Raw genomic sequence first — 14,569 nt, forward strand, 5'->3', positions numbered from 1 at the left:
GACACCCGACACCCTTGCTCAACCGAGCTTTTCGCTCTAAGTTGCTAGTGTAGTATAAAGTCTTGATAGAAGTCTATAACTTATAGGTTATATATCCGTGCGCCTCGTGACTTTTTCAGTTTTGGCAAAAATCAACGTAAAATCAAGGGTTACAGGTGGTAATAGATACCCCGGTGGGTGATACCGGGGATTGATAAGCTAATTATGCTCTGCTGGGAAGTTTTTCTATAACTAAAGCAAATACCAACTTTGTTCATTTAACATAGATGCAAGGAATAGAATCCTTTCTGCTCGGTCTTTTGGGGCATCTGGGTATGATTGGCATATATCTTCGCAGGCTTCTCTTATAGCGAGTGCCGTGTAAAATTTGGTTAGTTTTATACATTGTATTGATATAGGTTGTATGCGGCTCCGCTTTCCTCTTAGGTGCTTTTGGAGTAAAACTCTGAGACAAGCTTTATCCCAAGCGGATAATTTTGATGATTTCATAACTTTCTTTTATAGGTGTGTTCACTACTGCGTCAAAATTTGCTTATCAATTCTTGGGGTAATTGTTTGGATCTATATCTGGCTTGGTTTCTGAGTTGATAAGTTTTTCTGATAAGGGATAACTCCAGCAGGGGCTAATTTACTTATCAGTCGATGCCCGTTACTAGAAACAGTAACGGGCGTGAGAGTTTTTAGCCCTTAAGCTTCAGAGCCTTTTTAAGCTCTTTGAACAGCAACTTGCATCCGTAAGCGGCTGTTTGACTGATAATCAGCTTCCCAAAGTGGTTTCCCCCTTGGTTGTTCTTCTCGAACTGCTCCTGGCGTTTGTCGTAGAATTCCCCGAGTTTTTCTCCAATCGCTCCCCGTGGGCGGTTTTTCGTCGGGGCGATCGCCACCAAGATCCACATATAGAGTTCAGTCCTGCACATCTTACTGCCGCTCCCGGCATTCCATCCTTTACGGTCGCCGCTACTTATCTCGTCTCCTGCCATGCCCAACCGTTTTTTAAAACTGCCTAATGATTCAAATTTACTCAGTGGGTAGATGTGGCACAGTAACAGCGCCCGTGGTCGCAGTCCGATACCGAACTTGTCAAAGGTTCGGTTATATTCTTTGAACTGTGGAAGGTAAACCAGTTCTTCTAGCTTCTGTTCTCCTTCGTGTTCCCAGCAGTGTATCTGACAAAGCAGTTCAGCATATCGCTGGGAAAACTGACTGATTTCGATTCCATACGCCGGTGCCACTGATTTGTCATAGAGTCGGTCGTAATAGAAGTTACGCCGTACTCCTGTTCGTTCGATGTTCGCTAGCCATGCCCATAGAGGAGTTAATCCATCCTTTCCCGGCTGGGAGTTTTTGAATGCTGCCTCTGGAAACTCCCGGCATAATTGCTGGCGTACTCGATTGATAATTGGTGACTGTACGCGGGTTAGAGATTTCATCTGTAAATACAGATCTCGGATTTCTATGATAGCTCCTGGTTCAAACTGAAGGAACTGATCAGGTTTTCCCCAGTGTTCGTGTGAATAAGCAGCCAGTGCTAAAGCATCCGCCAAGTCATTCTTATCCGGTAGCTTATGGCTTTTCCGATAGTGGGTAGCTTCTGCATGACCCACCCATAATACTTGAATTCCTTCGCACTGGCAGATGTGACTGATTAACCACGAGTAGTGAACTCCAGTAGGCTCTAGGACAATGGCATTTGGCTTAAGCTCGAGCAGATTTGATATCCCTTTCTTAGTGAAGTAGAACGTCAGTTCATCTTCTACGGGGTCTTTAGATCGGTTCTTGAATGAATTTTTCCAAAAGTTCCGTAGATGGCTGGGTCTTTCTTCCAGCAGCCAACACACTACACGATCTTTACAGATATCGCCGCCTAAGATTTTTAGTTTCTTCATTTTTCTAGGTTCTGTAATGGGAGTAAAGCCTGCAACAAGTACCTGGTCAAGAATCTCCCGAAATAATTAGCGTAATCATCAATTCGCTCTGAAACCAGGTAGCAGGTAACCAACCTAGAAAGGTTGGACAGCATAGATTCGCAACTCTATGCCGCGACACTAATCAGTGTTTCGCCAGATGAGTTAGATCTGGCTCGTCAGGCGGACTTATGTTATAATGTCGGTCAAGTAATGCAGTAGGTGCAGTCACGAAAAGCTAAATCCTTTTGAGACATTTCACCTTAAAACTGCGTGCCTACTGCGTCTGGTTTTGTTCCTTTAGGAACTGAGCGGTTAAGTTTGCGACCTCACCGCAGCCCCCCTTCCTTAACTGGGAAGGTAGGGTGCGATAAAGTTAACTACCAGGCGATATCCTTATATCCTTTTTCTAATTCTTCAGATAAATCCTGTTTTTGGTCTTCCTCGGTGTTAAACGTAGGTTCCCAAGCAGGATTTATTTCTTTGTCGCCGTCTTCTCCAGATACTCCGTAAGGTATGTATTTAGGTTGCTGGGTATCAGAGTTTGGACTAGTATCGAAAATCTCCTTGATTTCTTCATCACAATTATCTGGTGTATCCCAGTTGCTTAGGTCTAAAACCATATCGCTTACTCGGTCTATCAGGTTGTTGGGATTATCGAAGCCAGCACCAATGATTTCTCCAATTAGTGCGGATAGGTGTTCTAGTGCTATTTGTTCCCAGGGATTAAGTGTTCGATAGTTGTATCCGTTGTTTTGCATTTTGATATCTCCTAAAAATTAAGTTTGGAAAGTTCGGGATAGTTAGTTTCTATCCATTCGATAATCTCAGTGAATTGTTGTGGGTTTATTGTGTTTTTTTCTTGTTCAGTTTGCCAGTTTGTTAAGTTCCAATCTATTGAAACTTCAATGCTATTAAGGGTTACTTGCAATCTAGCTATCCTTTTTCGTAAGCTTTTTATATCTTTAAAGCCTTGACTAGATATTTCTTGGCTTATAACCATTAGCTCTCGAAGTGTTAGTATTTCCCAAAGGTGTGAGATTCGATAGTTGTATCCGTTGTTTTGCATTTTTTCACTCCTAGTTTTCAACTTTTGAACGCATAGGGTAGTTAGTTTTAGCCCATTCAGTAACCTCAGTAATTTCCATTTGGTTAAACTTTTGGGCAGCTTCCTGTACCAACCGTTTTTTTATCTGTGTGTGCGGTTCTCCTGTAGTTTGTGACAGTTCCTTGGCGGCTAAATCGAGCGCCATGATGATAATTCCGGGTATATCTGAGTAATTCATTGGTTAGCCTCAATATCTTCGCAGGTGATTATGTGTGTAGACCATTCGAGTTCTCCAGCTATCTCACATATTTTGTCTCTTAGTTCTAGTGGGCTTTTGAATTCTGAGGAGACAATTTTTTTATTGAGAATCGATAAATTCTTAGATGTTTCTACCTCCCAGTATTTGTACCATTGTTCTAAACCATTTGGAATTAGTTGATTTGCGATTGTTTTTCTGTACTCTTCAACTATGAGTTCATTGGCTATATCTATTCCAAGTTCTTTTTTAAGAACCTCGAACGGTATTGGATAGACCATTGAACGAGCTGCCGTTATACGTACAATTCGCTTAAGTTTAAACCAGGTTTTTTTGTCTAGATTTTGCGGCTTTTTGCAGTGTTGGGTTACAGAGGTTATTAGCTTAAGCAGTTTTGCCGCGAATTCTTCTGTGCATTGTACATAGCAAAGATGACCCCATTGTCCCCATTTTAATTTTCTGTTTTCTTCTATTCCTTTAGCGTAGAATTCGTACAAACTGTTGTTCTCATCTACCATTCTGTAGTGGAAAAACATTTATTTTCTCCCTAACCAAATAATTTCGTTTTCATTATTCACCCATTTTTGAACACAACATGGATAACCTTTGCCCTCTAAACGAGGCTGATAAATTAGATGCTTGATTTTGGCGTACATTCCTATAACTTCCTCAACAGAATAGTTTTGCCAATATTTAAGCTGTTTATACTTATTTATTACATCCAGAAAATCAGATTCTGTTTGACATTGAGTGCCAGTAATTAATTTTCTGACTTCCGACACTTCAACTTCTCCCGAAAGTAAATCAGACATACATCTTGAAAAACTAAGCCCGATTAATTTTGGTTCATTTGATGTAAAAAACTCTATGTGTTTTTCTTGCGTTGGCTTTTCATGCTTTATCGCTAAATCCCCTGTTAATTTAGTTAATTCGTTTAACGGTGTTGGCTTTTCCTCCGCTAAATTCTCTATGAAAATTTGTCTGAGCCATTCAATTAGTTTCATATTTTTACCTAACCATGTAATTTTTGACAGAGAAATCTAGGGCTTGCCATTGATGACATTCCTGATCTGGATTTGATGGGTAGTAGAAAAGAAAGGTGCTGATGTTCCCAAACTTTCATCATCAGCACCTATTCATCAAACAGGGTGCTTGTTAATCGAGGGCGTTATTTATGTATAGTCATCACCTCCCTGATGTGGACGTGTTTGATGTGGACGTGTTACCACAAATCCTTTATTAGGTAGACACTCTGCGATGCTACGGCTTACGGTGCTTCCGCTTCTGTGAGGATTGTGGGACACTGATAGACACTCTTAGAGATGGCAGCCATTTTCACTTTGCTCGGTGTCGAGGCTGTCTCCTTTTGTTGTCTCTTTTAAGAACTATAGTTCTAGACAGAGTGTTTGTCAAGAACTATGGTTCTATTTATGGTAAAATGGCTAAAAATAACAGTTTGACTTCAAAACCCGTGTCTGTTTTGCAGCGTTTTCGTGAGGAGGCGGGTCTAACTCAAGCACAGTTGGCAAAGTTGATTCCGGATAAGACCGGTAGAAAGACTTTGAGTCAGCGATCTGTTAGTAAGTGGGAAACTGGTCAGTCTCAACCTGAATTAACGATTTCTCAGACTAAAGCTTTGTGTCGTGCTTTAGGTAAATCTCTTGATGAATTGCCTGATAATTTGGGTTTTCCTAAACACTTTGATGATATTGGGGGTGATTGATTTAACTATATTAGCAATAATTCACTAGCAGGCTTGGGGTGGCTCCGGCGAAGCGGATGGCTAGGTTGCCGTGTTCAGTGTATGGAGTATGTATTTAATTAGGTATCGGCAAGCTAGACGCGAGAGCCGCCCCTGCCTGCCACCCGTCGTAGATTGTTGTAGAAGTCCATTTTTAGGAGAGTTATGAAAGATCAACTGAGGATGTGGCGGAATCATTTTAGTGATTCAAGACCTTATCCTTTCAATAATATTTCGTGGGTCGATCGTCCTGGTTATATATACGGTGATCCTTGCCCTACCTCTAAGTTCTCTGTTGAGGAACTTAAACGGATGGGAGTTAGGGGCTGTTATCGTGCTGATTCTTGTGAGTTTGTCACCAACGAATTTCCGTAGATGAGACGCGAGAGCCGCCCCTGCCTGCCACCTCTCCCAGATGTGTGATTAGTCGAGTTTTGTCATCTAGCCCATTTTATGATGAATTATGGATACTATATCTCGTCTTCTTCTCTTGCTTTCAAATCACCATGAGCTGTTTTGTCTGCTTGAAAACTTATCTCCTGACTCTCTTTTGGAACTTGTTGACGATATTCAGGAAGACATTCAGGAAGATATTCAGGAAGATATTCAGGAAGATATTGACTATGAGAAAACCTTTACCACTAAACAAAATCATTGATAAGCTTGACCGTCTTTATGATTTCCGAGAGGTTTTAGAGCGTGAGGACGCTACTCAGCCTGCTCTCTGGGGTCTTGAAGATAGGATTCTTTCTCTCGAATATTTTTTAGAGGAGTTACATACGTTATGAGCGTCCAAGAGCATCTCATTTGCATTGTTTGTTTTTGTATATTTATTTTCCTCCTATTCTCTATTTGATATGAATTATGGATACTACATTTCGCCTTCTTCTCTTGCTCTCAAATTACCATGATTTCTGTTCTCAGCTCCAAGACTTATCTCCTGACTCTCTTTTAGAATATGCTGTGATTAAAATTCAATACGGTGGCTATATTAGTGCCACAAGACATGGGGTTTCATTTTCTGAGCCTTGTTTTGTTATCTGTGACTCCCCCTTAAAAGTTCTTTCTGAACTTAAAAGTGAATGTATACATAGGTTTCCCCATGCTGAAGGATTCATTAATCATTCGACATCAAGTTTTGATGAAGTAGTTATTTATGGTGTTGTTGAGGAGGATTAACTAAACTAAAATGGAAACACTTCTAGCTGCTTTAATAGGATCTGCTCAAATTATTATCGTTCCAACCGTAACTTTAGGTTCAGCTCGACTGTTTCGGGCATTACTTGAATATTTAGACAAGCCAAAACCTAGATATTCTAGTTTGGATGTCGCGATAGCTGAAATAGCTTTAGGGGTTCGTGATGGTCGTTTCGCTGTTGATGATGTTGATTTTCTTTTAAATGGGTTTTCTGAAGAACAGAAAAATACAGCTTTGTCTATTCTTTATAAAACTGAATATTTAACGATTTTAGATGTAGATTTTCAGGAGGTAGAAGAACAAATGTTATTTTGTCAGGTTCTAGCTTCTTCCGTTTCTTCAGTGCATTCTGTCTTAAATGATTTGGAGTAAAAGGATGAAAAGATTTTTCTGGTTTGTTGAACAGCTTTTTCTAGCGGCGGTTTTTTATATTTCTTTTTCTTCTATTTTCGTAGAATTGGGGGTTTTGATATGCATCCGCGTTATCCACGTTATCCAGGGCGCCGTCACTGGTCTGCTGTTAAGCAGTTTCAACTTGATCTTCCCCAGATGAGCCCAGAGGAATTTATAAGTTACTGGGATGTGACTTATAGTCAGCTAGCTGAAATTTGCTTTTGCTCTGACCGGACTGTTAAACGTTGGTTTGCTGGCTTGTCTTCACCGACTGTCTTCCACAAATTCTGGCTTTCTCAAACTCATCAGTTCTGGTCTCAGCTATAGCAATATTTTTATATATACCTTTACATATCTAAATATTTGGGGACATTTGTCCCTAATTTTGCTCTCTTTACCAAGAGAGCCTTTTTAATAGATTTGTGGAATTCATTTAATCCCTCGCGGTTTACCTGGGTTATCGTCATAAATGGCGAGGGATTATTTTGTTCAATTTTAAGGAGGGATGAATCATAGATGAAGCTGACTGTATTTACAGTTGTTAAGGGTGCGGTTCCTTATCGTGATCATGTTCGCATTAACAAAGATAGAAGCTCAAAATCAAGCTCTAGTTGGAGCAATGGCACCAATAAATCAGTATCGCCGTAGTCGCTGGTTCAATTGGGAGGTTTTTATTTGGGCGTTTCTTCATGGGCGGTTTAGAGGTGAGGATGGATTAGTTATTAAGTTTTTTACTCTGAACACAACCTGTTACAGTCACTTTTCTGGGCAGATAGCCTATGGGTTTTGCATTCGTCCGGAGATCTCTTGGGAGTTAATTGATGAATTTGGGGAGGATGTGTTAGGCATCAAAAATTTTTCTTCTGAGTTTATCCCGTTTTAGGAAGTTAAGTAATGATTTAAAAAAAAGGAGGATGAATAATGGCAAATGTAAGTGTAAGCGATGTCGTTATAATTCGCGGGGCGGTTGTTATTAATGCTGCCAAGGCTGAGAAAAAATATGAGAAAGCTCCAGAACGGGTGAGGCTTTCTTTAGTAGTTCGTAAATGGGCGGGGAAATTGGAAGTCCTCTTTGGAGTAGACGATAAGGTTTCCAAGAAAAAACCTCTTAATGTCAAGCTAGATCCTGCCGTTTTTCGCAAGCTTCGCTCTTTTGGACTTCGCCAAGGTTCCCGGTGTGATTTTGAATTGGCGGTGGGCGGTTGGTCTACCGATCGTGATAGTGGTTCCTGGTATGAATTCCTCGGACTGATTAAAGTAGACGATCGGGATATCAACTATTTTGTATACCAAGATGAAGAGACGGATAATCTTGGTAGTGATACCTTTAGCTGGGAAGAAAACGGATATGAACAGGAAGCAACAGCAGTAGAGGAAATGGTTTGATGTGGTGGTTTTCCTTTTTCCTTTTTTTGCTTGTTGCTTGTAGTTCAGCTAAAAATCCATACTACCAGGATCAACTTATTGAGATTGAGGGACAAGAATGTACTCCAGCTGGTTTAGATCCTCCCATTTGTGAGTATCAGATTAACTATCGAGGTACTACTTTAGTAGTGCCAGAGGAGGCAATCAAATGGAAATAGAATCCTTTATTTTTGAATCTGGCAGTGTTTGTGAAGCTGTGTTTGCGGGTGCAGATCTAACTACTGAAGCTTCTGAAAGTGTAGGAGATTGTCTTCTTAAACTAGGAATCCTCCCCCAGTTCTCACCCGATGGATTATCCCTCATACTTCAACACCTAGACTCAATCCTGCCAACACTTTCCCGGATTGTAATCTTTGCCCTGTACTGTACGTTACTCTGGTGGGTTTATGATGCTACACCACATTTTTATTAGTGCCTGGACTATTCCAGAAGCTTGTCAATTTATTGATGTGGCTCTTACCAGTTTTTTTCCAGTAATTACGGCGGCTTTTGGAATAGCCATGGCGATTAAATTCTCTGGTCTTTTATTGGGCTAATGAAACATGCTTCAATCAATTTTACTGTTTCTTGAGAAATTAATTCACCACACATTCTGGTGGGTAATGATTGGTTCTATTGCTGCCTTTTGCATTAATTGGTGGCTTGAATCCCGTCAGAAGAGGGTGAAAAAACCCAAGTCTAAGTCTAAGCAACCGAAATCAGTTAGGAGTGCTAAACGATGATAGCTCAGATTACCATTCCAGATTTTACAATGCCCGTCACTCCTACCCAGTTTGTTGCTGGGGTTGAGGAAATGGTGACGCCTGAAATTATTACTTTTGTTTCAGCAATGGCGGCTATCTCATTATTCAAAGCACTAATGTTTGGAGGTCGGTAGTGGATGAAGATGAAAGAATTAAACAATGTGAAGCAAAAATTGAAAATGGGGAGGTCGATTGCCAGAGTAATTTTCTTCATGACTGTTGTTTTATTTCTGGCACTGGCAGCACCATCGGAGGCGGTGGCGGTGAATTCCTCGGTGGTGACGATTTCTTCCAAGATTCCTTTGGAAAATCCCAAGATTTTTTTGATTCCATCGGCGGGGCTGGAATTGTTGCAATCCTGGCGGTTGCCTTTGTTGTCTCCCGTATTAGGGCAAATTGAAAAAATGCCGACTGGGGACCAATTAAACGGCTTTATGAAGACTTCTTTTAAGTGGGGGATTGAGACCGGTTGGAAATTTCTTTCTCTTCTATTTGCTTTAAAAGTTGCGTCATCGGTTTTCAAATAATGATTAAATTTGCACGACCACCACCTTTTTGGGTGTTCACTAGAGTTTTCTGAGTTTGTTCTCTAAATTTAAGAGGTTAAGATGAAACTGAAAATCAAGCATCGGATTGACAAATTCATGCGGAAATGGTATGCACCGCCTGTTATTGCTGCTGGTGTTACCCTAACTGTTCTCGCTGTTGCTAATCCTGCCTCTGCTCAAACTACCGTTGAAGCTGAAATGGACAAGGTCAAGCTTGTGTCCGCCCACTTAATTACTGTTACTCAGGGCATGGCGGAAGCGTCAATCTTGCCTGTGGGTATCAGTTCATCAGTTAAAATTCTACGTCATGTTGTTTTAAACAACGTCTAGGAGGTTTTACCGTGAAATGGAACCAGTTTCTATCTGCAATATTTTTATCATTTCTTTTGTTTTTATCGAATCCCTTTGATTTAGCTAAAGCAGAGGGCGATTTAAATGTTGAGGTTGAGATAGAAACTGGTCCTGTTTTTGAGCCTGGGGATGAGGCTAAGATCCAGGGGTGTATTGATAGCACTCTAAGTAATCGATTTTTATTCGGCACTCTAGGAACAATTCCTGATGGTGGTGCAGTCTGCCCACAGATTAAGTTTTTTGATGATACCCATACGTTCTGCTGGCTTGTGGATGTGTGGCACGCTATCGAGCCAGGAGTGGTGATTTATTGGATGATTCAGGTAATTATTCACTTGTAATGCGCTACTATCTCATTCTGCTTTTAACTTTTTTGCTTGTACTCATTGCTAATTCTGTACAAGCTCAAGTAGTAATTGTGACTGATGAAATGTCAAAGGTGCAGGTTGTTAGCTTGCATTTACTATTGATTACCCAAGGGATGGCTGAAGCGGTAATCTTGCCTGTGGGTATCAGTTCATCAGTTAAAATTTTGCGTCATGTTGTTTTAGGGAATGTTTAAATGGACAGTTTCGGTGATTTTTTCTGCAACATCCAAACTAGGATAGCCTTCTTAATGCCGCCAATGCCTCAACATTTGGTATTAGGAAATTTAGCGACTCAGTTGGGGGCTAGTCTTCCTTTTTTAGGGTCACAGCTTATCTATGAATTGTTAAGTGATATTACGGACGTCTTGAGCTTGGCAATTGGCTATAAAATCCTAAAAATAATCCCAGCAAAGTTCTAGAGGGTTTGATATGTTAGATGGGGAAATATTTGCTTTTATTGGTAAGCGGGGTAATGGTAAATCTTTAATAGCCTTGCAAATGGCGCTAAGAATGGCTGATGATTTAGATATGAAACTTCGATTTAACTTCACCATAAATGGCGTAGCTTTTCGCCGATATTGTAAGGCTTGTGGCTATACTAACTTACTTCGGCGCTTCTATGAGGGTGGGGTTCAAGTTCGTGGTATGTCCGGCGGATTGGATTTATGGATGGAAGACCCGGATTTTATTTATGTACTCGATGAGGCGGGTATTTGGTGCGATTCGCGGCGCTGGAATAGTTTACCGCCTCAATTTTTGGCTGATTTGGCTTTAATGCGCCATTCCGGAAAAGTTTTATTCTGGATATCCCAAAATTATGACCATGTAGATAAGCGTCTCCGCGACCAAACTGATATGGTTATCTCCTGCGAATCCTATACAGGGCGGGATAAACAGACGGGAGAGAAAAAGCTTAAACTTAAATTTTATCTGGGGTTTATTCGGGAAGCTTACGAACAAATTCAAACTAAAAGGTTGACTTGGAGTGTGTCAAAAACTTATATTAAAAAGCTGTTTGGTGCTAAGTTTAGATTCTGCTCTTTCCCTGACAAATATGATTTGCTTTTGTTTGCTGTTTATGACAGTTTTGACCGAGATTTAACAACAGGTGATCCGGTAATGACTAATCCGCCAGTTGTTTTAAAGGTTCGTAAATATCGACGGATAAGCTTAACTGAGGCTGAGTTTGATGAGCGGTATAAACAGCGTTTTTCGGATGCGAAAGATTTTGTACAGAATCCCTCGCAGCGGGAAAGCGACGGCGGAAGCCTGCGGCGACGGGGCCCGCTTGCGGGTGGCGCCCAGCTCCGTGTAGTGGGGCGTTAGCCCTCTTCTTTTACTTGAGACTATAGGTTTAACTGCGCGATGGATAATTTAGGTGCTTTGAAGCGAGACAGTATAAGGGTTGCAGGGTTTTATTCTTTGTCAGATAGGGAAGATTTCCAGCAGTACGCGGAACGGATTTTGAACTGTTCGGGGCATTTTGATTTTCGTCTGGAGCCGGGGCAAGTTGATGGTCGGATGTTTGCTCATATTCAACGGGCGTCATGGTGTCGCTGCCGTTGGTGTCCGCTTTGCCAGTATGCACGAATATCTAAGTTTCGAGCTAGAAATTTTAAAGGGTTAACTCGTTTGATGGCTGATAATCCTGATTTATGTTGGATATTTCCTACTCTTACCATTCGTAATTGTGAAATTGGGGACTTACGCTCTCAGTTACGGTTAATGTCAGCTGGTTATCATCGCTTGGTAAGAACTTTATCCCGTCGTCCTTGGCTTCGTGGTTATTTGCGATCGCTTGAGGTTACGCGGTCTGAGTTAGGTTTAGCACATCCTCACTATCATGTTTTGTTGCTTGTCTCCTCTGACTATTTTCAGAATGACCAGTTTTTAAAAACTGAAGACTGGGTGAATCTCTGGAGAAGGTCGGCGCGTTTAGATTACCAGCCGTATACTTTTGTACGTAAGGTTTTTAGCAGACCTCATCAGTTACCTATTAAAGCTTTGCTTGAGGTAATCAAGTACAGCGTAAAACCAGCTGACTTAACTGATGATGCTGATTGGTTGTATGAACTAACTGATCAATTTCACCGTCAACGGTCGCTGACTGTTGGTGGGTTGGTTTCCAATTATGTTAGCCAGCGTCAGTTAGATAAAATCGAGTCTGAGATGAAAACGGGTGATGAACAGAATCAGGATGGGTTGCCTTGTTCGCTTCATTGGAATTATCGTAGAGAAAAATATGATTTTTGTTGGGGGGCATTGTCATGATTCCATTCTTATTTGCTCAAATTCAGCAAATTCAGCCAGTTGAACCGACCAATGTTAATCAGGTTCAGCAAGAATTTATCATTGATGGCGGGGAACTAGCTGGGGATAACATTTTCCACACCTTTGAGCAATTTAACCTAGACCAGGGACAGATAGCCGAGTTTTTGGCTAATCCTCAGACACGTAACATTTTTAATCGAGTGATTGGTGGTGACCCATCAATAATCGATGGCATTCTTAAAGTAACTGGAGGGAGTCCAGATTTTTATTTTCTTAATCCAAACGGAATTGTTTTTGGTAGGAATGCTTATATAGATGTTCCGGCTGCATTTTATGGTAGTACAGCATCAAGCGTTCAATTTGGTAACAGTGGCTTTCCACGTTACAGGGAAGAATCAGAATGGTTTGCAAGTCCTATAGCTGAAGACAGGATTGGTTTAGTAAGTGAGGTATCTGAACTTAACCCAAGTTTCCTGGCTTTTCAGACTTTGACTAATCCAATCATTAATTTGGGAACTATCCAAGCTGGTGGACGCATAGATTTATCTGGGTCTAGTATAGTTTCCCTAGGAAATTTAAATGCTCCAGAAATTAACTTTTCATTAATTAAGTTAAGTTTTGTAGGATACAAGGTTTCTGTTGAGGATAATTTCTGGACGCTTTTAACCCGAAATTACATACCAAGTAACTTTTTGAGCTACCAGGGTTTTTATCAAGATATTGGAGTTTATATCAGTACTAACCTAAGTTCTAGAACTGTGTTTATTGATTATTTCGATTCAGAATTTAAGCCTATTGATTTTTTTGTCGTTGGTATTTTAGATTCTCTATCGAATCAAGAGCAAAATATTTTCCGATTAGGTGGAATTGGGGATGATTTTTCTTATGATTTAAATCTGGCAATAGAGCCAGATATACCTGATAATCTGGTGGTAGATGAACCGGATGACCTGGTGGTAGATGAACCAGATGACCTGGTGGTAGATGAACCGGATGACCTGGTGGTAGATGAACCAGATGACCTGGTGGTAGATGAACCGGATGACCTGGTGGTAGATGAACCAGATGACCTGGTGGTAGATGAACCGGATGACCCGGTGGTAGATGAACCGGATGACCTGGTGGTAGATGAACCGGATGACCCGGTGGTAGATGAACCGGATGACCTGGTGGTAGATGAACCGGATGACCTGGTGGTAGATGAACCGGATGATTTGGTAGATAATTTTCAAATTGATAAGGTAGATTTTAGTTTTTGGGATATCTCAAAATCACCCAATGAGGAGGTAAATTTTATTTTAACCCAGCCTAGAATTTGTTATTATTCTCAATTAATTTATGGTAATCGTCATTGTTTGTTGCATTTAAACGTTCAAAATCAAAATTATCCTAATGAGTTAACTGAACAGCAGTTTTATCAAATTCTTAAAAGAGGTGAGTAGTAATGTTTAAAAAATCAATCGTATTAGCTTTTTTATCAATTTTAGTAGCTTTTAGAGGTACGAGAAAATGCTTAGAAAATTAATTGTGTCAGTTTTTTTGTTAATTCTATTTGGTTTCCCGGCAGAGGCAGCTTATCGGTATAAAATAACATGGCAGCACACTCACAGACAATGGGGAAAATGTGGTGAGGGGGGATGGATGCCAGTCCAATACCCAGAATATATTTACTATTCACCTATTTTTTCTGATTCAGATGTGGTAGAAATTGAATCTGATCGAATTCGCAGTCCATTGAAAGTATGGTCATCTATTGATGGCAGCAATTGTTCATACTCAGCAACTGAATTTTATTATGACGATAACTTCGCTATTTATCGGAATGGGAATTTAGCATTTTCTATGTCGGCTTATTTGCCTTATCGCCCTCCAAGCTTTGTCAGGATATCCGTCGGTTCAACTATTGCTTACGAAAAAATCGAATGTCCCGAAGTTAAAATTCGTGGGACAGTTTTGCCAGTTCGTCGAGTTTCTGTTAGGGTCTCTGGTAATAATTGGTGTCAGTGATTTTAATTTTGTTCAAGGATTGACAGCGATCGCACGGCGAAGCGAACGACACCCCACGCCTACTCTACCTTTTTCGACTCTAACTACTCAGTGTCTTTTGAGCTTGAAACTGTTTCCTCTGAGGGCTGGTTTTTGAAAAAAAATTGTGTTGGCGATAGTGTACCCTTTAATGCTACTACTCAATGGTTTACTATGACCAAATGTAGCACAGGTATCCTCAAGTAGCGCTATCTCCTAAAATAATGCTAATCTTAAACTGAGCCTATACTACAAAACCATACTACATTAGCAGTGTGGGGATTCACCTTAAGTTGAC

Annotated in this window: 22 protein-coding genes; 16 read left to right on the plus strand and 6 right to left on the minus strand. The window is 40.6% G+C overall.

Annotated elements, in window-relative coordinates; translation table 11 throughout:
- Window positions 1–680: 680 nt before the first annotated feature.
- The 6 genes from RIC07_RS12765 to RIC07_RS12790 all read right to left on the minus strand — a co-directional run bounded on the left by RIC07_RS12765 (window position 681) and on the right by RIC07_RS12790 (window position 4,212).
- The gene (locus RIC07_RS12765) at window positions 681–1,886 is read right to left on the minus strand and encodes an IS110 family transposase (protein WP_446394867.1); all 1,206 of its coding nucleotides are present in this window, start codon (window positions 1,884–1,886) and stop codon (window positions 681–683) included.
- 398 nt (window positions 1,887–2,284) lie between these two features.
- The gene (locus RIC07_RS12770; protein ID WP_446394868.1) at window positions 2,285–2,665 is read right to left on the minus strand and encodes a hypothetical protein; all 381 of its coding nucleotides are present in this window, start codon (window positions 2,663–2,665) and stop codon (window positions 2,285–2,287) included.
- Window positions 2,666–2,676: 11 nt separating this feature from the next.
- On the minus strand, window positions 2,677–2,973 hold the full coding sequence (locus tag RIC07_RS12775; RefSeq protein ID WP_446394869.1) for a hypothetical protein: 297 nt from the start codon (window positions 2,971–2,973) through the stop codon (window positions 2,677–2,679).
- A 10-nt stretch (window positions 2,974–2,983) separates the two neighbouring features.
- Entirely contained in the window at window positions 2,984–3,190 is a 207-nt protein-coding gene (locus tag RIC07_RS12780; RefSeq protein WP_446394870.1) for a hypothetical protein, read from the minus strand.
- A complete protein-coding gene (locus tag RIC07_RS12785; RefSeq protein WP_446394871.1) occupies window positions 3,187–3,744 on the minus strand; it encodes a hypothetical protein in 558 nt (185 codons plus the stop codon). Before RIC07_RS12785 ends, RIC07_RS12780 begins: the two co-directional genes overlap by 4 nt.
- Window positions 3,745–4,212 (minus strand): hypothetical protein, encoded by a 468-nt coding sequence (locus RIC07_RS12790; RefSeq protein WP_446394872.1) that lies wholly within the window; start codon window positions 4,210–4,212, stop codon window positions 3,745–3,747.
- 434 nt (window positions 4,213–4,646) lie between these two features.
- Between RIC07_RS12790 and RIC07_RS12795 the strand changes: the two genes are divergently transcribed.
- From RIC07_RS12795 to RIC07_RS12870, 16 genes are all read left to right on the plus strand, one after another.
- Window positions 4,647–4,931: a helix-turn-helix transcriptional regulator gene (locus tag RIC07_RS12795; protein WP_446394873.1), complete on the plus strand. Its 285-nt coding sequence runs from the start codon at window positions 4,647–4,649 to the stop codon at window positions 4,929–4,931.
- 481 nt (window positions 4,932–5,412) lie between these two features.
- Window positions 5,413–5,607: a hypothetical protein gene (locus tag RIC07_RS12800; protein ID WP_446394874.1), complete on the plus strand. Its 195-nt coding sequence runs from the start codon at window positions 5,413–5,415 to the stop codon at window positions 5,605–5,607.
- Window positions 5,608–5,813: 206 nt separating this feature from the next.
- Entirely contained in the window at window positions 5,814–6,128 is a 315-nt protein-coding gene (locus RIC07_RS12805; protein WP_446394875.1) for a hypothetical protein, read from the plus strand.
- A gap of 10 nt (window positions 6,129–6,138) precedes the next feature.
- Window positions 6,139–6,519, plus strand: a complete 381-nt coding sequence (locus RIC07_RS12810) for a hypothetical protein (RefSeq protein WP_446394876.1) — start codon at window positions 6,139–6,141, stop codon at window positions 6,517–6,519.
- Window positions 6,520–7,159: 640 nt separating this feature from the next.
- Window positions 7,160–7,423: a hypothetical protein gene (locus tag RIC07_RS12815; protein ID WP_446394877.1), complete on the plus strand. Its 264-nt coding sequence runs from the start codon at window positions 7,160–7,162 to the stop codon at window positions 7,421–7,423.
- Window positions 7,424–7,461: 38 nt separating this feature from the next.
- Complete coding sequence (locus tag RIC07_RS12820; protein ID WP_446394878.1) at window positions 7,462–7,926, plus strand: hypothetical protein; 465 nt, start codon at window positions 7,462–7,464, stop codon at window positions 7,924–7,926.
- 187 nt (window positions 7,927–8,113) lie between these two features.
- The gene (locus RIC07_RS12825) at window positions 8,114–8,377 is read left to right on the plus strand and encodes a hypothetical protein (protein ID WP_446394879.1); all 264 of its coding nucleotides are present in this window, start codon (window positions 8,114–8,116) and stop codon (window positions 8,375–8,377) included.
- 306 nt (window positions 8,378–8,683) lie between these two features.
- Entirely contained in the window at window positions 8,684–8,842 is a 159-nt protein-coding gene (locus tag RIC07_RS12830; protein ID WP_446394880.1) for a hypothetical protein, read from the plus strand.
- A gap of 3 nt (window positions 8,843–8,845) precedes the next feature.
- On the plus strand, window positions 8,846–9,235 hold the full coding sequence (locus RIC07_RS12835; protein WP_446394881.1) for a hypothetical protein: 390 nt from the start codon (window positions 8,846–8,848) through the stop codon (window positions 9,233–9,235).
- Between the two features lie 81 nt (window positions 9,236–9,316).
- Window positions 9,317–9,586, plus strand: coding sequence for a hypothetical protein (locus tag RIC07_RS12840; protein ID WP_446394882.1), 270 nt, complete (start codon window positions 9,317–9,319; stop codon window positions 9,584–9,586).
- Window positions 9,587–9,597: 11 nt separating this feature from the next.
- Window positions 9,598–9,948 carry a hypothetical protein gene (locus tag RIC07_RS12845; RefSeq protein ID WP_446394883.1) on the plus strand — a complete coding sequence of 117 codons (351 nt, stop codon included), beginning with the start codon at window positions 9,598–9,600 and terminating at the stop codon, window positions 9,946–9,948.
- The gene (locus tag RIC07_RS12850) at window positions 9,918–10,169 is read left to right on the plus strand and encodes a hypothetical protein (RefSeq protein ID WP_446394884.1); all 252 of its coding nucleotides are present in this window, start codon (window positions 9,918–9,920) and stop codon (window positions 10,167–10,169) included. Before RIC07_RS12845 ends, RIC07_RS12850 begins: the two co-directional genes overlap by 31 nt.
- Before the next feature lie 235 nt (window positions 10,170–10,404).
- A complete protein-coding gene (locus RIC07_RS12855; RefSeq protein ID WP_446394885.1) occupies window positions 10,405–11,301 on the plus strand; it encodes a zonular occludens toxin domain-containing protein in 897 nt (298 codons plus the stop codon).
- A 39-nt stretch (window positions 11,302–11,340) separates the two neighbouring features.
- Entirely contained in the window at window positions 11,341–12,246 is a 906-nt protein-coding gene (locus tag RIC07_RS12860; RefSeq protein ID WP_446394886.1) for a protein rep, read from the plus strand.
- Entirely contained in the window at window positions 12,243–13,688 is a 1,446-nt protein-coding gene (locus RIC07_RS12865) for a two-partner secretion domain-containing protein (protein WP_446394887.1), read from the plus strand. Before RIC07_RS12860 ends, RIC07_RS12865 begins: the two co-directional genes overlap by 4 nt.
- A 67-nt stretch (window positions 13,689–13,755) precedes the next feature.
- Window positions 13,756–14,253, plus strand: coding sequence for a hypothetical protein (locus RIC07_RS12870; protein ID WP_446394888.1), 498 nt, complete (start codon window positions 13,756–13,758; stop codon window positions 14,251–14,253).
- Window positions 14,254–14,569 lie beyond the last annotated feature (316 nt).

This window comes from Coleofasciculus sp. E1-EBD-02, assembly GCF_040218245.1.
GTDB lineage: Bacteria > Cyanobacteriota > Cyanobacteriia > Cyanobacteriales > Coleofasciculaceae > Coleofasciculus.

Coding starts and splice junctions, on each gene's coding strand:
- RIC07_RS12810 (WP_446394876.1), top strand. CDS start 6,139: ATGGAAACACTTCTAGCTGCTTTAATAGGATCTGCTCAAATTATTATC.
- RIC07_RS12865 (WP_446394887.1), top strand. CDS start 12,243: ATGATTCCATTCTTATTTGCTCAAATTCAGCAAATTCAGCCAGTTGAA.
- RIC07_RS12815 (WP_446394877.1), top strand. CDS start 7,160: ATGGCACCAATAAATCAGTATCGCCGTAGTCGCTGGTTCAATTGGGAG.
- RIC07_RS12870 (WP_446394888.1), top strand. CDS start 13,756: ATGCTTAGAAAATTAATTGTGTCAGTTTTTTTGTTAATTCTATTTGGT.
- RIC07_RS12835 (WP_446394881.1), top strand. CDS start 8,846: ATGAAGATGAAAGAATTAAACAATGTGAAGCAAAAATTGAAAATGGGG.
- RIC07_RS12765 (WP_446394867.1), bottom strand. CDS start 1,886: ATGAAGAAACTAAAAATCTTAGGCGGCGATATCTGTAAAGATCGTGTA.
- RIC07_RS12840 (WP_446394882.1), top strand. CDS start 9,317: ATGAAACTGAAAATCAAGCATCGGATTGACAAATTCATGCGGAAATGG.
- RIC07_RS12860 (WP_446394886.1), top strand. CDS start 11,341: ATGGATAATTTAGGTGCTTTGAAGCGAGACAGTATAAGGGTTGCAGGG.
- RIC07_RS12785 (WP_446394871.1), bottom strand. CDS start 3,744: ATGTTTTTCCACTACAGAATGGTAGATGAGAACAACAGTTTGTACGAA.
- RIC07_RS12825 (WP_446394879.1), top strand. CDS start 8,114: ATGGAAATAGAATCCTTTATTTTTGAATCTGGCAGTGTTTGTGAAGCT.
- RIC07_RS12770 (WP_446394868.1), bottom strand. CDS start 2,665: ATGCAAAACAACGGATACAACTATCGAACACTTAATCCCTGGGAACAA.
- RIC07_RS12795 (WP_446394873.1), top strand. CDS start 4,647: ATGGCTAAAAATAACAGTTTGACTTCAAAACCCGTGTCTGTTTTGCAG.
- RIC07_RS12800 (WP_446394874.1), top strand. CDS start 5,413: ATGGATACTATATCTCGTCTTCTTCTCTTGCTTTCAAATCACCATGAG.
- RIC07_RS12805 (WP_446394875.1), top strand. CDS start 5,814: ATGGATACTACATTTCGCCTTCTTCTCTTGCTCTCAAATTACCATGAT.
- RIC07_RS12780 (WP_446394870.1), bottom strand. CDS start 3,190: ATGAATTACTCAGATATACCCGGAATTATCATCATGGCGCTCGATTTA.
- RIC07_RS12820 (WP_446394878.1), top strand. CDS start 7,462: ATGGCAAATGTAAGTGTAAGCGATGTCGTTATAATTCGCGGGGCGGTT.
- RIC07_RS12790 (WP_446394872.1), bottom strand. CDS start 4,212: ATGAAACTAATTGAATGGCTCAGACAAATTTTCATAGAGAATTTAGCG.
- RIC07_RS12855 (WP_446394885.1), top strand. CDS start 10,405: ATGTTAGATGGGGAAATATTTGCTTTTATTGGTAAGCGGGGTAATGGT.
- RIC07_RS12830 (WP_446394880.1), top strand. CDS start 8,684: ATGATAGCTCAGATTACCATTCCAGATTTTACAATGCCCGTCACTCCT.
- RIC07_RS12775 (WP_446394869.1), bottom strand. CDS start 2,973: ATGCAAAACAACGGATACAACTATCGAATCTCACACCTTTGGGAAATA.